Origin of the sequence: Sphingopyxis bauzanensis (genome assembly GCF_002205675.1) — a bacterium.
Lineage (GTDB): Bacteria > Pseudomonadota > Alphaproteobacteria > Sphingomonadales > Sphingomonadaceae > Sphingopyxis > Sphingopyxis bauzanensis.
Map to the genome: position 1 here is coordinate 232,896 of NZ_NISK01000001.1, position 18,890 is coordinate 251,785.

Genomic DNA, 18,890 nt, shown 5'->3' on the forward strand with positions numbered 1-18,890 from the left:
GTTCGCGCGCTCCGCGACTACCCCGCAGGTAGTCGGCCCAGATCGTGCAGATTCTCCACCACCGCCCGCGCCACCAGCGATGCCGCGGTGCGCGTCGCGACATTGGCTTCGACCCGCTCGCCCCAAGAGGAAAAAGCGCGAACCGAACCGTCGCCGACCGGGATGGGCAGCACAAAGCCGTCGAGGATCCTGAAATCGCGGCCTTCGGACAGAATGCGTTGCTGGACGTTGCTCATCGCCGTCGGCGGAATATCGCTCCAGAAAAATCCGCGATCGCGCGCCGCCGTCGCGCGGACCAGATAGTCGGTGTTGCGGTACCGGTTGGCGTGATTATGCGCCAACCATGCGACGGCCGGTCGGCCGCCAGCATTGCGCTTGATGTCCCATCCCTCAGGCGCCCGGCGCAATGTGCCAGTGATGAAATTGTCGATCCCGATCTCGCCGAAAAAATCGGCAGCGATCGCCGTCGAACGCGCGACCGACGTCGACCTGGCCAGCGCGACGGCGGCGGCGAAGGCGCGCGTCGCCAGCGTACCGGCGTCGCATGTCAGACCGTCGATGCAAATCCGATCGGCAAAGCGCGGCGCCAGTCCCGCTGCCAACAACAACCGGTCCTGTTCCGTGCCCGAGAGGCGGAGCGCGTCCGCCAGTCGCGCGACCATGTCGGCGCTCGGCTTAGCGCGACCGGTTTCCAGAAACCCCAGATGACGGCAGGAGACCCCGGCATCGAGCGCCAGCGACAGCTGCGAACGGCCGTCGCGCTTGCGATGCGCCACCAGATTTCGACCGAAGGCGCCGCGATGATCGGATACAAACGACTGGACTTCGGACATGAGAGACTCCTGAATCAGCCAAGGTGTCATAGCCCGATTATACAGCGCGTTTAAAGAGGGCCGTCGCTATCGATTCATCTTGGCGTGCCGCGTGCCGTCGTCCTAAGGCTTCTCGGACGATCAGGGAGAGCGAATGCCGATGTCCGATGTCCAGCCGCAAAGCTATCCCGAGATTCGCGAGGCGGTGCAACGCCTGTGCGCCGGTTTTCCGGGCGAATATTGGCAAAGGCTGGACCGCGACCGCATCTATCCCACCGAATTTGTCCGCACCCTGACCGAAGCGGGGTTCCTGTCGGTGCTGATCCCCGAGGAGTTTGGCGGGTCGGGTTTGGGCCTGGGTGCGGCGACTGCGGTGCTCGAAGAAATCCACCGCGCGGGCTGCAACGGCGGCGCGTGCCACGCGCAGATGTACACGATGGGGACGCTCCTGAAGCACGGCTCGACGGCGCAGAAGGCGGCGTACCTGCCCGCGATTGCAAGCGGTGATTTGCGGTTGCAGGCGTTCGGGGTGACCGAACCCACCGCGGGGACCGACACCACCCGCATCCGCACCTTCGCCAAGCGCGTTGGTGACGATTATATCGTCAATGGGCAGAAGATCTGGATCAGCCGCGCCGAACATTCGGACCTGATGATCCTGCTGTGCCGCACCACCCCGCGCGAAGACTGCGCCAAAGCATCCGACGGAATGAGCGTACTGCTGGTCGACATGCGCGACGCGGTCGGCAACGGGCTGACGATCCGCCCCGTCCGCACCATGCTCAACCATGCGACGACCGAGCTGTTCTTCGACGACCTCAAAGTCCCCGCCGCCAATCTGATCGGCGAGGAGGGCAAGGGCTTTCGCTACATCCTGTCCGGCATGAACGCCGAGCGCATCCTGATCGCGTCCGAATGCATCGGCGACGGGCGTTTCTTCATCGACCGCGCCACCGCCTATGCCAAGGAGCGCGAAGTATTCGGCCGAGCGATCGGCGAAAATCAGGGCGTCCAGTTCCCGATTGCGCGCGCCTATGTCCAGCTCGCCGCGGCGGCCGAGATGGTCGACAAGGCGGCGCGGCTGTTCGACGCCGGGCAGGACGGCGGAACCGAGGCGAACATGGCCAAGATGCTGGCATCGGAGGCGAGCTGGTACGCCGCCGACATGTGCGTGCAGACGCACGGCGGCTTCGGCTTTGCCGAGGAATATGACATCGAACGCAAGTTCCGCGAAACGCGCCTGTATCAAGTCGCGCCGATCAGCACCAATTTGATCCTGAGCCATGTCGCGACCCACGCGCTTGGCCTGCCCAAAAGTTTCTGAGGCTCGCGATGAAGAATTATTCGGACTGGGTCGGACGGAGTGAGACGCGGCACGATTTTGCGACCGCAGCGCCGCTCGTCGGTCTCGCCGCGCTGCTCGATCATGACGCGACGCCCCCCGCGACCGTCACGCCGCTCGGCCATTGGCTCTATTTTCTGCCCGACGCGCGCCAGTCGGCGATCGGCGCGGACGGCCACCCGCGCCGCGACGAGGGCGGCTTGCTTCCCCCCGTCCCCCTGCCCCGCCGGATGTGGGCGGGCGGGCGCGTCGAGTTCCTCGCCCCTGTCGCGGTCGGTGCCGCGCTCACCCGCGTTACGACGATCGCGGCGATCCGCGCCAAGCGCGGCGCCAGTGGCGATCTGCTGTTCGTGACTTTGCAGCACGACATTGCCGCCGACGGCGTCCCGGCGATCCGCGAGGAACAGGATATCGTCTATCGCAGTGCCGCGACCCTTGCGCCGGCTTCGACCGCGCCGACGATCGTGACCGCCGAAGGCGACCAGGAACCTGCCGAAGCGATCCGCGACATCGTCCCCGACCCGGTACTGTTGTTCCGTTATTCAGCGCTGACCTTCAACGCGCATCGCATCCACTACGATCGTGATTATGCGCGTCACGTCGAAGGATATGACGGACTGGTCGTGCACGGCCCGCTGATTGCCACGCTGCTCGTCGATCATGCGCGGCGGGAAATATCGGGCCTTACCCCACAGCATTTCAGCTTCCGCGCCGAGGCGCCGCTGTTCGACACTTCCGCGTTCGAGCTCTGCCTGGCGCACAGCGACCGCAAGCTTCGCCTTTGGGCGAAAGCCCCCTCTGGGCGAACGGCGATGCGGGCTGAGCTCAGATACCGAACGGATTGAGGTGGCGGCAAAGAACTGCGTGTTGGTAACGGCAGTACGACCCGATTGCCAGACCTACGTAATTGAAAAATAACGCGTCAAAATCGCAAAAACGCAATCTACCAGCAATTTGACCACGATATATGTGGGCGTAAGTGGGACCCGTTGGGACGATTCCGCTATTTTCGATGACCGAAATGCACCGGTCGCTACCTATTGGGTTAATAGTCGGGCAGCGGATCGACATTCTGAATCGCGAACGCACGGTTCTGGCATTGCCTAAGGGACACCAGTAGCCCCTCGTCAGGCCTCCAGCGCTTGGTCGAGGCGCGGAAGACGATCAATGATCGCACGCTCGATACTATCGTGAATATCGCGAGTAAAATCGCTTGGCATCCGCGAAAGCGCCCGGCCTGTTGCATCCGGCGCGGCAGCGATCACTTCCTCTACAGCCGCCCGAATTTGCGATTTTCCCATTCCGGCCGCGCGACCGGTTTCGACGAAATGCCGCCCCCAGATTTCGAGAATCTTGTACTTGCGGCTCGTCCCCACCGACATGGCCAGTTTGTAGCGGTTGTTCGGTATCTGCTTTTTATCGAACGCCGTCTGCGCGGAGAGGACATCGTAGAAGGGTGTGAGGGCAAAACCGCCGCCCGGTCGTAGATAGATGCTGAAATTCTTGCCATGTCCGTCAGTGGCGCCGATGAGCCAGAAGATTATCTGGCTTTTGAGGAAGTCGTGCCGATCCTTGGCGGGCTCGTCGCTGCCGTTGAGGAGTTTCAGAATATCGACCGCACTCGGGCCATTCTCATGGCCAATCACCGTCGATTGATACTTCCGCGTTGGGGGTATTCCGAGCGCCTGACAGCAATCCTCCTGCGGGATGCGCAGCAACTCCTTGTCACCGCGCCATTGGCGATCGAAGCGCTCGACGACGAGCACTCGGCGTGATCCGAAGGTTTCGATCCGCGTCTGTGCGACGGTCAGGCCAAAGCTTTCGAGCAGGGTGAGACAGTAATGCTCATTGTCCACGCTCGCGGCCATATCGATGACGCCGCTGGAGGTGGGGATCTTGCCGATCTGGGGTTTGAGAATATGCGTCGTTGGGGTGACGCCTGTTGGCGTCAGCCATCGTTCTTTATATCGCAGGAGCGCCGTTTTCTCCTGCGCGCCCGCGACGGAAATCCGGAACTCATGTTCGGGATCGATACCGAGCGGTGCCCCGCCAAGATTGGCGAGCAACTGTTCGATCGCCCTATCGTTAATTAATTCGCCATTGATGGACCTGTCAAAGCTGCCCTCCTCGGCCTGAGGCAGAAATTGCATTGCGCCGACACAATCGCGGCCGATCTGCGCGAGCAGGCTGTACGCGTCGCTGCCATCGGCGCCGGTGCGCTCGGCAACGCGCTTCCGGATGTTGGGATTGTCGGGAAGTAGATTGTCGAACACCGCGACGACGGGCGCGCCGCGATAGACTGTTCCGCGGAGCGGCAACGACATGGATATTGCGAAACGGTGCTCCCAGGCGAGCCAGCTCTCGTCATATTGAAAGCTGATCGCGCCACTCGGCTCCTTCTCCAATCGCCCAGTCAAGCGCCCATTGATGAGCACGCTGAGTGGAACGTGGGTTTTCTTCCGCGGCATGTCAGAAAATGTTGCTGATATCGGCGCCGCTTTTCGAGCGAGGGCCGACTTCGATCTTCTGGTTCAGAGCGGCGAGGACGAGGAGGATCGTATCGAGCTTTGTTCCAGGGTTTCCCTGCTCGATGCTCGATATGGTTTTCTGATGTTTTCCGATCATCTCGGCGAGCTGCTGCTGCGACAGATTCTGTCGGGAGCGAGTGTCTTGGATGAAGGCGCCCAGTTGTGATGCGGTTCGGATCATTTGGTTCACGGCAGCGCTCCTTGACTGCGCCTATACCCTAAAGGGTGTAAACATGCAATATACCCTGCAAGGTATAATTTCTATATATACCCCACAGGGTATAAGCAGAATTTATACCCTGCGAGGTATAAGCGCCCTGACTTTCGCTAAAATTACGTGTTTAGTTTCCAACAAGTGATGATCGCGCGGCGATCGTGGGGGATATGAGCCTCACTTGGCTATCATCATCACGTTGCCCGCTATGGCAGCATGATCAACCCGGCTTGGCCGGAGATCGCTAAGGCTACGCCGGCGAACCTACACCATCAGATGGGACACGACTGTAACGAGTGGGACGCTGTGGGACGTCATGGGACGTTCTGGTACCCATGTCTCCGGTATGTACCGGGCCGGCCTGGCAGGGGCAGTAGGACTCGAACCTACGACCCTCGGTTTTGGAGACCGATGCTCTACCAACTGAGCTATACCCCTAGGCCGGAGTGCGCCCCTAGCCCGATTGTTGAGGGGGAGCAAGGGGGATCACGGCTTGCGCCTTGGGAGCGGACTGTTATGCGCAACTTTGCATGATGCCCGCCGCCGCCTCGACCGCAGCCCCGCAAAATTACCTCCGCGGAATTGCGCTCCGGCTGCTGGCGATGGCCAGCCTGTCGCTGATGTTCGTGGTGGTGAAATATGTCGACCGCGCCGGCATTCATATTCTCGAAAGCCTGTTCTGGCGTCAGGCGCTCGTCCTGCCCTTCCTGCTCATGTGGGTACAGACGACCGGCGGCTTTGCCTCGCTCCGGACAAACCGTATTGGCGCCCACGCGCGGCGGATGCTGATGGGACTGGCCGGCATGGCGTGCAATTTCGGCGCGATGATCCTGTTGCCGATGGCCGAGGCGACGACGATCAGCCTGTCGGTGCCAATCTTTGCGGTGATCTTTGCGGCGCTGTTGCTCGGCGAGGCAACGGGCTGGCAGCGGTGGAGCGCGGTGATCATCGGCTTTGTCGGCGTGCTGGTCGTGCTGGCGCCGTGGGCAAGTTTGTCGGGGGGCTTTGTCGGCGATCATGGCATCGGTACGCTGGTTGCGCTGGCGGGCGCCATCATGACCGCGCTGATCACGATTGCGGTCCGCGACCTTGGCCGCACCGAAAACGCCGCAACGATCGTCTTCTGGTTCAGCCTGCTGTCAATGGTACCGCTAGGGCTCGCCCTGCCCTTTGTCATCACCCCGCATGACGGCACCGAATGGCTGCTCCTGATCGCGCTCGGTGTCCTCGGCGCGGTCGTCCAGATGTCGCTGACCGGCGCGCTGCGCCTTGCCCCGGTATCGGTCGTGATTCCAATGGACTACACCAGCCTGCTGTGGGCGATCGTCGCGGGCTGGTGGTTCTTTGGCACCCTGCCCGCTGACACGACCTGGGTCGGGGCGCCGTTGATCGTCGCGTCCGGCCTGTTCATTGCCTGGCGCGAGCATCGCCGCCACATCAACCGGCCCAAGGAGGTAGCCGCATGACGCGTCCCATTCTCTACCACTGCCCCGACGCCCGCTCGCTGCGCTGCCTGTGGGCCGTCGAAGAGGCGGAGATCGAGGTCGACCTGCGGATGCTCAAATTCCCGCCGCGCGCGTTCGAGCCCGATTATCGCGCGGTGAACCCGCTGATGACGATCCCCGGCTGGGTCAAGGACGGGCGACTTATGACCGAATCGGCTGCAATTTGCGAACGCATCGCCGAAGGAACACCGCTCGAAGTGCGGCGCGACGAAGACGATTACTGGGACTATCGCAACTGGCTACACCGCAGCGACGCGACGCTGACCTTCCCCCTCGCGATCATGATCCGCTACACGCGCGTTGAGCCAGAGGAGCGACGGCTGGCGCAAGCCGTCGCCGACTATAAGGCATTCTTCGGCGGCCGCGCTAAAAGTATCGAAGCGGCGCTGGCCGATGGACGCGAATGGCTGGTCGCGGATCGGTTCACCATCGCCGACATCGTCATCGGCTATGCCGCCTTTCTGGCGACATCATTGGGTGCCGACGATGTGCTGGGCGAAGCAACAACCGCCTGGCTGGCGCGATGCACGGAGCGCAAGGGCTTTCAAAGCGCGCGGCGGCGCCAGGCCGCCTGACGACGGTACTTCGTCAGTATCCCATCAGACTCAGCACTTCCTTGCGGCTGCGCTGGTCATCGAGGAAGCAGCCGAGCAGGCGGCTCGTGACCATTCCGACGCCGGGCGTCCGCACCCCACGCCCGGTCATGCAACCATGCTGCGCGTCGATTACCACGGCAACGCCATGCGGATGCAGATTGTCCCAGATACAGCGCGCAACCTCCGCGGTCAGCCGCTCCTGCACCTGCAACCGCCGCGCATAGCCGTTGAGCACGCGCGCCAACTTGGAAATGCCGACGACGCGGTCGCGCGGCATGTAGGCAATTGATGCCTTGCCGGTGATCGGCGCCATGTGATGTTCGCAGTGCGACTGGAACGGAATATCTTTCAGCAGCACCAGCTCGTCATAGCCGCCCACCTCTTCAAAGGTACGCGCCAGATGGATCGCCGGATCGTCGGCATAGCCGCTGCAATATTCCTTCCACGCCCGCGCCACCCGCTTCGGCGTATCGAGTAATCCTTCGCGCTCGGGGTCGTCGCCCGCCCACTCGATCAGCGTCCGCACGGCGTCCGCGACATGGTCGGGCACGACCACCTTGCCGTCGACTCCCAGTTCCACCTTGCTGTCGCTCATCGCCCCACTTTCACTGTTGCATTCTTGCCGCACATTTCGGTGTCCATGCCTAGATAAACAAGGGTCGGACGACAACAATATTGCTTTGCGCGCAAGTTTACGTTGCGGAAACTTAGCATTTTGCATTTTTGCAAGTGCCCCATTTCATGTCGCTTTCCGGATCGAACAAGTGGCTTGACGCTCGCGTCAACTAAGCGCACCTTTGGGTTGCATTACAGAACCCGCCTAAGCGGGTCGTGATCCGGAGAGGCCGGCGTTTTTCCCCGATGCCGGTGGGAGAGGACGATGACCAGCACAGCTGGCAAAAGGGATACCTATAGGCATCGGTCCGCGTTGGTCGGACAGCCTTTGCCATGTCTGGTCTTATCCCCTCCCCTTACCACAACTTGAGTTTGGGCGGCCCCGCACATGCGGGATCGAAAAAGGGAGGCTATAAATGAAGTTCAAGGCACTGATCGGAACGTCGATTCTGGCGATGGCGGTGGCGACACCCGCATGGGCACAGGATCCGGCGGAAGAAGTGGAACGCGACGCTTTCGGTGGCGAAATCGTCGTTACGGCGCAGCGCCAGTCGGAACGTCTGCAGGACGTTCCGATCGCGGTCAGCGCCTTTTCGACCGAAGCGCTCGAAGCGCAGCAGATCAAGACCCCGTCGGATCTGCAGCTGACGCTGCCGAACGTGACCTTCACCAAGACCAATTTCACCGGCGCCAGTTTTACCATTCGCGGCATTGGCGACCTGTGCGTCGGCACGACGTGCGACAGTGCGACCGCCATCCACCTGAACGGCGATCCGTTGTTCTCAACCCGTCTGTTCGAAACCGAATTCTACGACCTTGAGCGCATCGAAGTGCTGCGCGGACCGCAGGGCACCCTGTTCGGCCGCAACGCGACCTCAGGCGTGGTCAACGTCATCACCGCCAAGCCCAAGCTTGGTACGTTCGAAGCCGCCGCCGAAGCCGAATATGGAAACTATAATTCCATCAAGGGCAAGGCGATGGTCAACATCCCGCTCGGCGACACCATGGCCTTCCGCGTCGCAGGAATTTACCTGAACCGCGACGGTTATACCAAAAACACCTTCCTCGACACCCGCATCGACGACCGCGATCTCTATTCGGTCCGCGGCTCGCTGCGCTGGGAACCGAGCGACGACACGACGATCGACATTCTCGCCTCCTATTTTCGCGAAAAGGATCAGCGCACCCGCATTCAGAAGCAGCTTTGCCAGCGCGATCCGACCGGCATCCTCGGCTGTCTGAACACTCGCCTCGACAATTCGCCGTTCAACGGCAACGCGACCTTCACCGCAGCACTCACCTCCCGCGAATTCCTTGCGATCCGCGGCATTCCGCAAGCATTCGCGCTCGGCAGCCTCTATGGCCCCGACGTTTACGCCAACACGACCGTGCCTGAGGATCCGCGGGTGGTGAACACCGCCTATACGCCCAGCTATTTTACCAGCGAGCTGACGATTCAGGGCCAGATCGAACATAATTTCGGCCCCGTGTCGTTGCAGGTGTCGGGCCAGTATCAAAAGGTCAAGCTGGACGCATCGCAGGACTATAACAGCAATGTCGGTAACCGCGCGCTTTACGCAGGCGGCCTGGCTACCTTGCAAGCCGCCGCCGGTGGCGCACTTGGCGCAGGGTTCACCCCTTATTTCGCGCCGGTCGCCGCCGCGATCATTCCCAACGGCCCGACCGGCCAGCTTTGCACCTCGCTCGCGGAAGAAACCGGCTACGGCGCCTATGGCGGCAACAAGATCTGTAGCGACCAGTCACTGCAGTTTGACCGGTCGAACCAATATAACAGCAGTTGGTCGGTCGAAGGCATTTTGTCGAGCGACCTCGACGGGCCGTTCAACTTCCTGGTTGGCGGCATCTATGCAGATTACCATCTGACCGAGAACAGCTATTATGTGAACGCCTTCCCGATCGACTATCTGACCGGGGTGTTGGGTGCATTTACTGCAGCGACCAATCCGCCGGCTGCCGGTGGCCCACTGCCGTCGTCATTCCTGGCGACGCCATTCTTTCGCAACAATACCGACGACCTGAAGATCACGTCCTACGGTCTGTTCGGTGAAGCCTATTTCGAGTTCAGCGACCGGCTGAAACTGACGGCCGGCCTGCGTTACAACAACGACAAAAAGGCGGTGACGGCACGCTCCACGCTGGCGAGCTTCCTGGCGCCGCATGGCGGCACCACCGACACCGTGTTCGGTTCGCCGTTCGTCGGGTCGTTCGACGCCGACCCTGGCACACCGGGCAACCAGATCATCCAGGCACGTCAGGTTAAGTTCAACAAGCTGACCGGGCGCGCGGTGCTCGACTTCAAGATCACCGACGACAATCTGATCTATGCGTCCTACTCGCGTGGATATAAATCGGGCGGCATCAACCCGCCGCTGCAGCCGATTTTTGCGGTCCCCGAATCGTTCCGGCCCGAGCAGGTCGATGCGTTCGAAATCGGGTCAAAGAACAGCTTTGGCAATGGCGCGCTCCAGCTCAACCTGACGGCCTTCTACTACAAGTATAAGGATCTGCAGCTGAGCAAGATCGTCGCGCGCACGGCGGTGAACGACAATGTCAGCGCCAACATCTATGGCTTCGAAGCCGAAGCGATCGTGCGGCCCGATCCCGACGTCGTGGTCAACCTGGGCTTCAGCTACCTGCACAGCAAGGTTTCCGAAGACAAGTTCACCAGCAACCCGCGTGACTTTGGTGGCGGCCGCTCGGACGCAGTGATCATCAAAGACATTACCAACGCCGCAAACTGCGCGGTCGCATCGACTTCGGGCAACGCCGCTGGGGTGAATGCCTTTGTGAATGGTGTCCAGCAGGTTATCAACGGCGGGTTCGTCCCTGGTGTCCAGGGGGGTGCCGGCTTGCAACCCACGACCGCGTTCCCCGCCGACGGCGGCATCGCATCGACGGGTGCGTTCAGCATCTGCGGGGTCATGGAAGCGGCTGCCGCCGGTGCCTTTGCCGCAGCGGGCCTCAATCCGGCGAATTTCGGCGGGATCGAATATTTCTCCGCCGGCGTCCCCGTCAATATCAAGGGTAACCAGCTGCCGCAGGCGCCGAACTACAAGTTCAGCGCCGGCGTTCAGTATACCGCGCGGCTTGGCAACGGCGACATGACGCTCGTACCGCGCGTCGACCTGGCCTACACCGGCGAAAGCTATGGCAGCATCTTCAACGGCAACGTTAACCGGATCAAAGGCTATGCCCAGGTCAATGCCCAGCTGCAGCTGAACGGCCCCGACGACAAATGGTATGTCAAAGGCTTCATTCAGAATGTCTTCGACGCCAATAGCGTCACCGGCCTGTACATCACCGACCAGTCGTCGGGGAATTACACCAACATCTTCACCCTCGAACCGCGCCGCTATGGCATCGCGGCGGGCGTGAAGTTCTAAAGCCAACGGCGGCAACGCCAACAAAAAGCCCCGGTCTCTCCATCGAGAGGCCGGGGTTTCATTTTGCCCGATGTAGCACGGGTCGGGGCCTCGCCCCGCCCCTCACCCAATCAGAATTTGAAGCGAACGGTGCCGCCATAGGTGCGCGGCTGGCTGGGATAGCCCGACACACTGCCGGCCTGAGCCACCGCCGGGAAGATCGTCGTGAGGTACTGCGCGTTGGTCAGGTTGCGACCCCACACGCCAACGTCGAGACCATTGGTCAGGCGGATCGTGAACGATGCGTTGAGCGAGTTCACTTCGCGTTGCAGACTTTCGGCGACGCCGGCCGGGAAGCCGCTCAGACCTTCGACGATCTGGACCGGGCTTTCATAGGCGTAATCGACGTGCGCGATCGCCTTGGTCCCACCGGCAAATTCATGCGTGTAGGTGGCGCCCATCGACATCGACAGAGCGGGGATACCCGCGGGCGTGGTGCCCGAAATGTCACCGAATGCCGAGTTGACGAAGCTGTCATATTTGGCGTCGAGGTATGTTGCCGCCAGGGTCAGGTTGAGACCCTCGACCGGCCGCACCGAACCGTCGAACTCGATACCAAAGGTCGACTGCTTGCCCGCATTGGCCAGCGCAAAGCCGGTGCCGGTAAAGACGTTCGACTGGAAGCCCTTGATCGACTGTTTGAACACCGCGACATTCACGGCCGCGACGTCCCACTGGCCCTTCAAACCGAATTCATAAACGGTCGATTCTTCGGGTGCCGCAAAGCGCGAGCCCGTTGCAAGGTTCGGCGTGCGAAGCCCCGCGGCGGTGATCGCGGCAAGGTCCGACGCCAACGGACGGCTGTCGCGTGACAGGTTGACCGAGCTTGCCTTAAAGCCCGTCGCATAGGTCGCGTAGACGTTGACCGTGTCGGTCACTTCATAAGCCGCGCGGACGCTGTACGAGAAATCGCTGTCGCTGGTTTTGCCGTCCTCAACCGAATTGGGGAGATTGAGGAAGGGCGGCAGGAACTGGAACGCGCGCAGCCCGCCCAGCGGGTTCGCCGCCGGGTTGTTCTGGTTGGCAGCGGCGAAAGCCAGGAACTGCTGGAAAATCGGCGCGGTGGCGGGGTTAGTCGCAAAGGCGCCAACGGCAGCCGGATCGTTCGGGTTGACCCCTGCCTGCTGCAAGGCACCGCCGAGCAGCAGCTGGTTGCGGAACGGCGCATATTGCGGCGCATCAAGGTTGACGCCCGAAAAGACATCGCTGCTGATCACATTGGTCGAGAAATTTTTGCGATCCTTGGTATAGTTGCCGCCCAGCGACAGCGTCAGGCGGTCGGTCACCTCGAAGTCGACGGTGCCAAAGATCGAGAAGGCTTCGTCCTTCAGGCGATAAGCTTCGTCGAGGCCGTCACCGGCGCGGAAGAAGGTGCCCAGATAACGAGTCGGCGCGCCTTCAAGCGCCCCGAATGTGCCTTCGAGCAGTGCGACGTTGAGCGCATTGCCGCTCGCCGCGCGGATCAGCTGGTCGCCATAGGGGCGGAACTGCGTACCGAAACGAATATCGTTTTCCTGGTCGATCTTTTCGTTGAAATAATAACCGCCGAGCAGGAAGTTGATCGGGCCATCAAAATCCGACGTGACGCGCAGTTCCTGGGTGAAGGTATCGATCCCCAGATCCTGGCTGTTCTCGCCGATCAGGTCGGCACCGGTGAAGTCGGAATCCTGGTTCGTCAGCGCCTTGACCTTGCGGTAGGCGGTGATCGAGGTCAGCGCGAGGTTGCCCAGATCATAGTCGATCTGCGCCGAACCGCCGTAATTTTCGATTTCGTTCGACGACAGGAAATTATTGTACACATCGTACGAGAAGGGATTGTTGGCATCGACGCTGGGGCCGCCCGCCAGCGCATTGGTGATCGCCACGGTCGGACCAGCGATGACATTGCCCGCAATGCAGCAATTTTCGTCGATCTTGTCATAATCGCCGATCAGGCGGATCGACAGCGCGTCGGTCGGTTCGAACAAGAGCTGACCGCGCACGCCCCACCGGTTGCGGTCGTTGACGTCGGTGTCGAGCTTCAGATCCTGGGCATAGCCATCGCGGCGATTGTAGTTGCCGCCGATCGAGAAGGCGACCGTCTCGCTGATCGGGCCGGTGACGTTGCCCTTGACGGTGATTGCGTTGAAATTGCCGTAAGTGACTTCGGCCGAACCGCCGAAATCATATTGCGGCTTTTGCGTGACAATGCTGATGACGCCTGCCGATGCGTTTTTGCCGAACAGGGTCGACTGCGGGCCGCGCAGCACTTCGATCCGCTCGACATTGGGCAGGTCGCCGATCTGGGCGGCCGACCGCGAACGATAGACGCCGTCGATGAATACGCCGACCGACGGTTCGATACCGGCGTTGTTGGCGCCGTTGCCGAAACCGCGGATGATGAAGTTGGTGTTGGCGCTCGACTGCAGCTGCGACACGCGCAGGCTGGGGACCGCGGTCTGCAGATCGATGAGATCGCGGATCTGCGATTCCTCCAGCTGCGCCGCCGATGTCACAGAAACGGCAACCGGCGTGTCCTGCAAAGTCTGCGACCGCTTGGACGCGGTGACGATGATGTCGTTGCCATAGTCGGTGTCATCGACCGCAACTGCAGTTTCGTCGGCGGGAGCGGCGTCCTGGGCAAAAGCGAAGACGGGGGTAGCGCTGGCGCACAGCATCGTGGCGCCTAGCAAAAGGTTGCGCAAAGTCATGATGTCTCTCTCTCCAAACCGGTGCAAGCGCGGCCCTTCGGCCAAAGAGGGAGATGCCCCACCGGAGCAGGCCGCTGTAATAAGCCCGCGCGCCGCGTCAACGCGGCGATGTTGCACTAGGCCGATTTTCAGCGATTGTGATCGAAAAGCAACAGTTTGCACTGCAACATAAACTGCGCGCGCGATCCCGAAAAGCAGCGCGAACGCGCTACGCCACCTCGCGCCACGCGCCGGGCGCCAAGTCGCCAAGCTCCCATGCACCGATCCGCCATCGCACGAGCCGCAGCGTCGGATATCCGACCGCCGCGGTCATCCGCCGTACCTGACGGTTGCGGCCTTCGGTGATGATGATCTCCAGCCAGCTGTCGGCGACGCTCTTGCGAAAGCGCACCGGCGGATCGCGCGGCCACAGGCGCGGCGGCGCGATACGCCGCGCTTCTGCCGGCCGGGTCGGACCATCATTAAGCACGACCCCCGCCCGCAGCCGATCAAGGCTCTCCGCATCGGGCTCGCCCTCGACCTGCACCAGATAGGTCTTGGGCGTCTTGTGCCGCGGCGACGCAATGCGCGCCTGCAACGCGCCGTCGTCAGTCAGGATCAGCAACCCCTCACTGTCTCGATCGAGCCGTCCCGCGGGGTAGACCTGCGGCACATTGATGTAGTCGGACAGCGTCGCACGCGCCTCCGGCGTGCCGCGATCGGTGAACTGTGACAGGACGCCAAAGGGTTTGTTGAACAGGATGATGCGACCCACGACTTTCCTTCCCGCCATACCGGACCAAAGGCTCGGCCACTCAACCGGATGCTTAGCAGAGAAATGGTGCCCGGGGACGGGTTCGAACCGCCGACACTGCGATTTTCAATCGCATGCTCTACCAACTGAGCTACCCGGGCCGGGCCGCTGCGGAACTGAGCCCGCGCTGGCGAGCGGCGGCTATAGGCAGGGCTTTTCATCCTGTCCAGTGGCTTTGTAAGGCTGTTTCGATGCGTTCAGCCTTCGTCGAAACGATCGTCATCGGCAGTGCCGTCGGGCGCCTGCGCGGCGGGGACGGCATAGCCTTCGCCGAACCAGTTGAGCAAGTCGCGGTCGCGGCAGCCACGGCTGCAAAAAGGTTTGAATTCGGGTTCGCGCGGCTTGCCGCACAAGGGGCAGCGCGGCGGTTTACTGGGCATGTCCGGTTCCTTTGCTGGCGGCGTCGGCGGTCAGTTGGACCGGGCGGCCAGTACGATTTTGCAGCATATCGATCCATGCCGGATGCGCCGCGATATGGTCGATCACCGCGGGCCGCGCCGTTAGCGTTAACGTCCCCGCCCCTACCGCGCGCTCGGCCTGACGCAGCAACAGGGCAGCGTCGGTCGCTAATGGGTCGAGCACGACCTGCTCGATCAGCGACGGGCGGTCGCGGCGGCGGATGATCTGCATCAGCCCGAAGCCATTGACCGCGGTGCGTTCATAGGGCTGCGGCAGCGCCGCATCGACGGCAGCGTCGATCGCCTGACGTCCGGCGCGATCAGGGAGCGATGGAAAATCGATGCCGATCGATCCACCGATGTCGCAGCAGCGGATGACCGCCGCCGCCGACCGCGCTCCGGCCTTGGCCAGCGCCAGCGCGTCGCCCTCGCCATCAATGTCGATCAGCACCATCGCGGGGGTCGCGTCGACCCACAGCGCGCCGCCAGCGAACGGCCAATGACCGATACGGATATGGTCGATCAGTTCGGACCAGCCCGCCTGTTCCAGTCGGTCGGGAGCCGTTGCGCGCAGCTCAGTCACCGGCACTCCGGTCACCGCGATGCGCGCGCGCAAATCCGGGCCATCGCCGATGACCGCCCCCGCCTCGGCAACCCGCGCCCGCGCGGGTTTGTCGCGCCCGCGTTCGCGCAGCGCCATACGGGTGATCTCGACCGTCAAAGCCGCACCCATGGCCGTCGCGGACGGCAACCCCGTCAGCGATGCCATCGGCGCGCCGGGCCAGTCGAGCGCCACCATCGGCGCCTTCCCAGCCTCGACCAGCCGCGCCGCAACAATCGCACCGACGCGTGGCCCCACCCCTTCGCGCTCGATCCGCGCTTCCAGAATTTCGTCGCCATCAACCAGCGCCGCGCGCGCCTCGCCGATCCCGGCTTCGTAAAGCCATTCAGCCAAGGGGGATGCCCGCGCTGGTCAGCAAGGTGCGCGTTTCGAACAATGGCAGGCCAACGACGTTCGAATGGCTGCCCGACAGGAAGCGGACAAAGCATTCGGCGCGGCCCTGGATCGCATAGCCGCCCGCCTTGCCCATGCCTTCGCCCGACGCGACATACCAGTCGATCTCGGCGGCGCTCAGCACCTTGAACGCGACCACGGTGTCGGCCACGCGCACCCGCGGCTTGCCGTCGGTACCGACGACGCACAGCCCCGAATAGACATGGTGGCGCCGACCCGACAACAGGCCAAGCATGCAGCGCAAATCGGTTTCGTCGGCGGGTTTTTCGAGGATGCGGCGCCCGATCGCAACGGTTGTGTCGCCCGCCAGCACTACCTCGTCCACGGCGCGCTCGACCGCCAACGCCTTGCCCTTGGCGAGCCGTGCGACATAGTCGCGCGGCAGCTCGGCCTTCAGTGGCGTTTCGTCGATGTCGGGGGACGCGATCCGCGCCGGGATCACGCCGATGCGCGCCAGAAGCTCACGCCGCCGCGGCGAAGTCGAAGCCAGAACGAGCGCGGGAATGTTCGCCGCGCTGCTCACTTGAAGCGATAGGTGATCCGACCCTTGGTCAGGTCATAGGGGGTGAGTTCGGCGAGCACTTCGTCGCCGACCAGCACACGAATGCGGTTCTTGCGCATCTTGCCCGCGGTGTGGCCCAGAATCTCGTGGCCATTTTCCAGTTTGACGCGAAACATCGCGTTGGGCAGCAGTTCGACCACTTGGCCGCGCATTTCCAGAAGTTCTTCTTTCGCCATCAGTCCTCAAAGGGTTTCGCTATCAAAGGATGCGCGCCCATAGCCGCAAATCGCGGCAATGAAAAGCGGTCTGTCACTCGACGAGCCGCAGCTTTCGCGCGATCCGCCACGCCACGGTCTTAACGCGAGCATGGCTGGGCCAGCGTGGCGGCATTGCGGGGTCGAGGCCGATGCGGCGCAGCGCGGCGTTGGCGGCATGCGCCTCGGATTCGCGATAGCTCCACTCGCTGCGCCAGGTGATCGACAGCGAGATCGATGGCGCGTCGCCATTGGTGACGAAATGCGGCGCCATCACCGGCATCAATACCGCATCTCCAGGGCCGAGTGGTACCTGCTGTGCGTTCTCGCGATAAGTTTCGTCCCACGGCAGGTTGCGGTGACCGCCGGTGTGATAACGCTCATGCTCACGCCGATGCGCGAACCGTTCGTCGCCCGATGGCCACACGTTCATCACCTTGGTCCCGCGCAATTGCAGCAGGATATTATGTTCGGGGTCGAAGTGGAACGGCGTGATCGATCCCGGCGACGAGATGAAGACAAAGCCCTGCGGGGTCAGCATCGCGCCCGTCTGCGGCTCGACGACCGATCTGAGCTCGCCAAGAAGGTCCATCAGCAGCGTGCGATAGGCCGGAACATTTTCGATATTCTTGAGCACCGCCCAGCTGCCGTTGCTGTCGATCGTGCGGATCGTCTCGCCGATTGAAAGGCCGTTCGCGGGGATATCTTCGGGGCGGATGCCGATCGGGACATTGCCCGGATTAAATTCGACTTCGCTCGCCGGGAGGCCTTCGCCAAGCTGCGCCAGCGCCTCGATCGACAGCAGCGGGTGGTCGGGCAGATGATGGTGCAGCAATCCCGCCTGAAGCGGATAGAGCGCAGCCATCGTCGCCAGCGTTTCGGGCGGGAAAACGGGTCTGGTGATCGGTTGATGCGCAGTCATGACGGGCTTTCTACGTCATCTTCGGTCGCCGTGGGAGCCTTCCAGCGCCGCCAGAGCAGCTCGATCTTGGTCAGCATCGCAAAGCGCAGCCGGTCGGCGGGCGCCGACAACGCGGCGTTGACCCACACCAAAGCGCGGCGCTCGCGCCACACGCTGTCGATCATCGGATGTCCGGGCGCGGCGCAGCTGTCGACCCAGGCGATTGCCGGATCGTCGAGCAGGTCGAGATTGGCCTGTTGCAGCAGCACTCCGGGTGAAAAGCGCGCATAATCCTCGTCGAACGCGGTCTTGAACGAAAAGCCGCCCGGCGGCACGAGGAAGTTGATCAGCATCGCGAGCGGCCGCTCATCCACATCGAGCGCGTGCATGTCGAGCCGCCCCGCCTCGGCCGCGCCCGCCAGGATCGCGCGGAACCACGCCTGTGTGCCGCTGTGGCTGGCGAGCGCCGATCCGGCGCGGCCTTTCCAGCCGCGCGCTTCCAGATCGAGAAAAGCGGTGATCCACGGCTCGATCGCCTCGCCCGCCTGCCAACGGCGAAAGCGCACCGCCCCCTGTTCGGCGAGCCGGTTCGCCTGCCGCCGCAGTTCCTTGCGTTTCTTGGCGCGTACCGCGGCGTCCCAATATTCGGCGGGCGACAGCTCGCTGTCGAGCAGCGCGCGTTCCTCACGGTGGACCACCTCGGCTTCACCGCCGCGGACCCGCGCAACGTCGACCAGCGCGCGGTGGAGTGGTCCGTCTTCGGTCAGACGCGGGACATGGAGCAAGGTGCGCGCCCAGGGCGCCGCGTCGCACCACCCGAGCAGGATTGACCAGAACAGACTTTCAAACCCCGCGCGCACCAGCGGGGCGCCGTGGAAATGATTGGGATGCGACCAGCCACTGACATGGCGCAGCGGCAGGCGGCCATAATGGGTTGCGAGCGCGATCGGCATAATCCCGATCACCGGCCCGTCGCTACCATCGCGCACCATCACCAACCGCGCATGCCGCTCGGGATCGAGCAGGTGCAGCGCCGATTGCAGGCACCAGCGTTCGGCAAAGGGATTGGGCTCGCTCGCCTCCGCCGCTAGCCGGTCCCACGCCGCCGCCAGCTCGGGCGACAGCGCGAGCGGATCAACCACGCGCACGGTCAGCGGGTCAGCGGGCGCGGCGTTGGCAGGAAAGGCGGGATGCACCGTCATCGGGTGGAGGTTAGCAGGAAGGAGTTAAAATGGGGTGGCCGACATGTCCGTCGCCTCCGCGCAGGCGGGGACCGCTGGAG

General features: G+C 62.7%; 17 protein-coding genes, 2 tRNA genes and 1 pseudogene. 5 read left to right on the plus strand and 15 right to left on the minus strand.

Translation table 11 applies throughout. The annotated features are described in order from the left end of the window. Nucleotides 1-17: 17 nt before the first annotated feature. On the minus strand, nt 18-833 hold the full coding sequence (locus tag CDQ92_RS01100; RefSeq protein ID WP_088439309.1) for an autoinducer binding domain-containing protein: 816 nt from the start codon (nt 831-833) through the stop codon (nt 18-20). A 133-nt stretch (nt 834-966) separates the two neighbouring features. Here CDQ92_RS01100 and CDQ92_RS01105 point away from each other — a divergent pair, with 133 nt between their 5' ends. Continuing rightward, nucleotides 967-2,136, plus strand: coding sequence for an acyl-CoA dehydrogenase family protein (locus tag CDQ92_RS01105; protein ID WP_201792017.1), 1,170 nt, complete (start codon nt 967-969; stop codon nt 2,134-2,136). 8 nt (nt 2,137-2,144) lie between these two features. Beyond that, the gene (locus CDQ92_RS01110; RefSeq protein WP_088439311.1) at nt 2,145-2,999 is read left to right on the plus strand and encodes an HTD2 family dehydratase; all 855 of its coding nucleotides are present in this window, start codon (nt 2,145-2,147) and stop codon (nt 2,997-2,999) included. A gap of 282 nt (nt 3,000-3,281) precedes the next feature. On the opposite strand, the gene CDQ92_RS01115 is transcribed toward CDQ92_RS01110, so the two are convergent. The 4 genes and pseudogenes from CDQ92_RS01115 to CDQ92_RS01125 form a co-directional block, all read right to left on the minus strand. Then, a complete protein-coding gene (locus CDQ92_RS01115; RefSeq protein WP_229667561.1) occupies nt 3,282-4,304 on the minus strand; it encodes a HipA domain-containing protein in 1,023 nt (340 codons plus the stop codon). A gap of 51 nt (nt 4,305-4,355) precedes the next feature. Then, nucleotides 4,356-4,622, minus strand: a pseudogene (locus tag CDQ92_RS21930) (HipA N-terminal domain-containing protein); the annotation flags it as partial. A gap of 1 nt (nt 4,623) precedes the next feature. Continuing rightward, a complete protein-coding gene (locus tag CDQ92_RS21935; RefSeq protein ID WP_088439315.1) occupies nt 4,624-4,863 on the minus strand; it encodes a helix-turn-helix transcriptional regulator in 240 nt (79 codons plus the stop codon). 395 nt (nt 4,864-5,258) lie between these two features. Continuing rightward, nucleotides 5,259-5,334 (minus strand) — tRNA-Trp (locus CDQ92_RS01125). Between the two features lie 95 nt (nt 5,335-5,429). Here CDQ92_RS01125 and CDQ92_RS01130 point away from each other — a divergent pair. Together CDQ92_RS01130 and CDQ92_RS01135 are read left to right on the plus strand one after the other, a co-directional pair. After that, nucleotides 5,430-6,362: a DMT family transporter gene (locus CDQ92_RS01130; RefSeq protein WP_088440499.1), complete on the plus strand. Its 933-nt coding sequence runs from the start codon at nt 5,430-5,432 to the stop codon at nt 6,360-6,362. Beyond that, on the plus strand, nt 6,359-6,976 hold the full coding sequence (locus CDQ92_RS01135; protein ID WP_088439317.1) for a glutathione S-transferase family protein: 618 nt from the start codon (nt 6,359-6,361) through the stop codon (nt 6,974-6,976). Before CDQ92_RS01130 ends, CDQ92_RS01135 begins: the two co-directional genes overlap by 4 nt. A 13-nt stretch (nt 6,977-6,989) precedes the next feature. Here the strand turns inward: CDQ92_RS01135 and folE are convergent, their stop codons facing one another. After that, on the minus strand, nt 6,990-7,592 hold the full coding sequence (folE, locus tag CDQ92_RS01140; RefSeq protein ID WP_088439319.1) for a GTP cyclohydrolase I FolE: 603 nt from the start codon (nt 7,590-7,592) through the stop codon (nt 6,990-6,992). A 436-nt stretch (nt 7,593-8,028) separates the two neighbouring features. Between folE and CDQ92_RS01145 the strand changes: the two genes are divergently transcribed. Continuing rightward, a complete protein-coding gene (locus CDQ92_RS01145) occupies nt 8,029-11,016 on the plus strand; it encodes a TonB-dependent receptor (RefSeq protein ID WP_088439321.1) in 2,988 nt (995 codons plus the stop codon). Nucleotides 11,017-11,126: 110 nt separating this feature from the next. On the opposite strand, the gene CDQ92_RS01150 is transcribed toward CDQ92_RS01145, so the two are convergent. The 9 genes from CDQ92_RS01150 to CDQ92_RS01190 all read right to left on the minus strand — a co-directional run bounded on the left by CDQ92_RS01150 (nt 11,127) and on the right by CDQ92_RS01190 (nt 18,810). Further along, the gene (locus tag CDQ92_RS01150) at nt 11,127-13,745 is read right to left on the minus strand and encodes a TonB-dependent receptor (protein WP_229667559.1); all 2,619 of its coding nucleotides are present in this window, start codon (nt 13,743-13,745) and stop codon (nt 11,127-11,129) included. Between the two features lie 208 nt (nt 13,746-13,953). Then, a complete protein-coding gene (locus CDQ92_RS01155; RefSeq protein ID WP_088439325.1) occupies nt 13,954-14,499 on the minus strand; it encodes a pseudouridine synthase in 546 nt (181 codons plus the stop codon). A gap of 64 nt (nt 14,500-14,563) precedes the next feature. Next, a tRNA-Phe gene (locus CDQ92_RS01160) sits at nt 14,564-14,639 on the minus strand. 96 nt (nt 14,640-14,735) lie between these two features. Then, entirely contained in the window at nt 14,736-14,918 is a 183-nt protein-coding gene (locus CDQ92_RS01165) for a DNA gyrase inhibitor YacG (protein ID WP_088439327.1), read from the minus strand. Next, complete coding sequence (locus CDQ92_RS01170) at nt 14,908-15,891, minus strand: ribonuclease E/G (RefSeq protein ID WP_088439329.1); 984 nt, start codon at nt 15,889-15,891, stop codon at nt 14,908-14,910. The genes CDQ92_RS01165 and CDQ92_RS01170 overlap by 11 nt, the downstream gene beginning before the upstream one ends. Next, nucleotides 15,884-16,474, minus strand: a complete 591-nt coding sequence (locus CDQ92_RS01175) for a Maf family protein (protein ID WP_229667558.1) — start codon at nt 16,472-16,474, stop codon at nt 15,884-15,886. Before CDQ92_RS01175 ends, CDQ92_RS01170 begins: the two co-directional genes overlap by 8 nt. After that, nucleotides 16,471-16,689: a translation initiation factor IF-1 gene (infA, locus tag CDQ92_RS01180; RefSeq protein ID WP_088439331.1), complete on the minus strand. Its 219-nt coding sequence runs from the start codon at nt 16,687-16,689 to the stop codon at nt 16,471-16,473. Before infA ends, CDQ92_RS01175 begins: the two co-directional genes overlap by 4 nt. Before the next feature lie 73 nt (nt 16,690-16,762). Continuing rightward, nucleotides 16,763-17,629: a cupin-like domain-containing protein gene (locus CDQ92_RS01185; protein WP_088439333.1), complete on the minus strand. Its 867-nt coding sequence runs from the start codon at nt 17,627-17,629 to the stop codon at nt 16,763-16,765. Continuing rightward, complete coding sequence (locus CDQ92_RS01190) at nt 17,626-18,810, minus strand: GNAT family N-acetyltransferase (RefSeq protein WP_088439335.1); 1,185 nt, start codon at nt 18,808-18,810, stop codon at nt 17,626-17,628. Before CDQ92_RS01190 ends, CDQ92_RS01185 begins: the two co-directional genes overlap by 4 nt. Nucleotides 18,811-18,890 lie beyond the last annotated feature (80 nt).

Excerpts from the sequence above, each read along its gene's own strand:
- CDQ92_RS01100 (WP_088439309.1), bottom strand. The coding sequence starts at position 833 with ATGTCCGAAGTCCAGTCGTTTGTATCCGATCATCGCGGCGCCTTCGGT.
- CDQ92_RS01105 (WP_201792017.1), top strand. The coding sequence starts at position 967 with ATGCCGATGTCCGATGTCCAGCCGCAAAGCTATCCCGAGATTCGCGAG.
- CDQ92_RS01110 (WP_088439311.1), top strand. The coding sequence starts at position 2,145 with ATGAAGAATTATTCGGACTGGGTCGGACGGAGTGAGACGCGGCACGAT.
- CDQ92_RS01115 (WP_229667561.1), bottom strand. The coding sequence starts at position 4,304 with ATGCAATTTCTGCCTCAGGCCGAGGAGGGCAGCTTTGACAGGTCCATC.
- CDQ92_RS21935 (WP_088439315.1), bottom strand. The coding sequence starts at position 4,863 with ATGATCCGAACCGCATCACAACTGGGCGCCTTCATCCAAGACACTCGC.
- CDQ92_RS01130 (WP_088440499.1), top strand. The coding sequence starts at position 5,430 with ATGCCCGCCGCCGCCTCGACCGCAGCCCCGCAAAATTACCTCCGCGGA.
- CDQ92_RS01135 (WP_088439317.1), top strand. The coding sequence starts at position 6,359 with ATGACGCGTCCCATTCTCTACCACTGCCCCGACGCCCGCTCGCTGCGC.
- folE (WP_088439319.1), bottom strand. The coding sequence starts at position 7,592 with ATGAGCGACAGCAAGGTGGAACTGGGAGTCGACGGCAAGGTGGTCGTG.
- CDQ92_RS01145 (WP_088439321.1), top strand. The coding sequence starts at position 8,029 with ATGAAGTTCAAGGCACTGATCGGAACGTCGATTCTGGCGATGGCGGTG.
- CDQ92_RS01150 (WP_229667559.1), bottom strand. The coding sequence starts at position 13,745 with ATGACTTTGCGCAACCTTTTGCTAGGCGCCACGATGCTGTGCGCCAGC.
- CDQ92_RS01165 (WP_088439327.1), bottom strand. The coding sequence starts at position 14,918 with ATGCCCAGTAAACCGCCGCGCTGCCCCTTGTGCGGCAAGCCGCGCGAA.
- infA (WP_088439331.1), bottom strand. The coding sequence starts at position 16,689 with ATGGCGAAAGAAGAACTTCTGGAAATGCGCGGCCAAGTGGTCGAACTG.
- CDQ92_RS01185 (WP_088439333.1), bottom strand. The coding sequence starts at position 17,629 with ATGACTGCGCATCAACCGATCACCAGACCCGTTTTCCCGCCCGAAACG.
- CDQ92_RS01190 (WP_088439335.1), bottom strand. The coding sequence starts at position 18,810 with ATGACGGTGCATCCCGCCTTTCCTGCCAACGCCGCGCCCGCTGACCCG.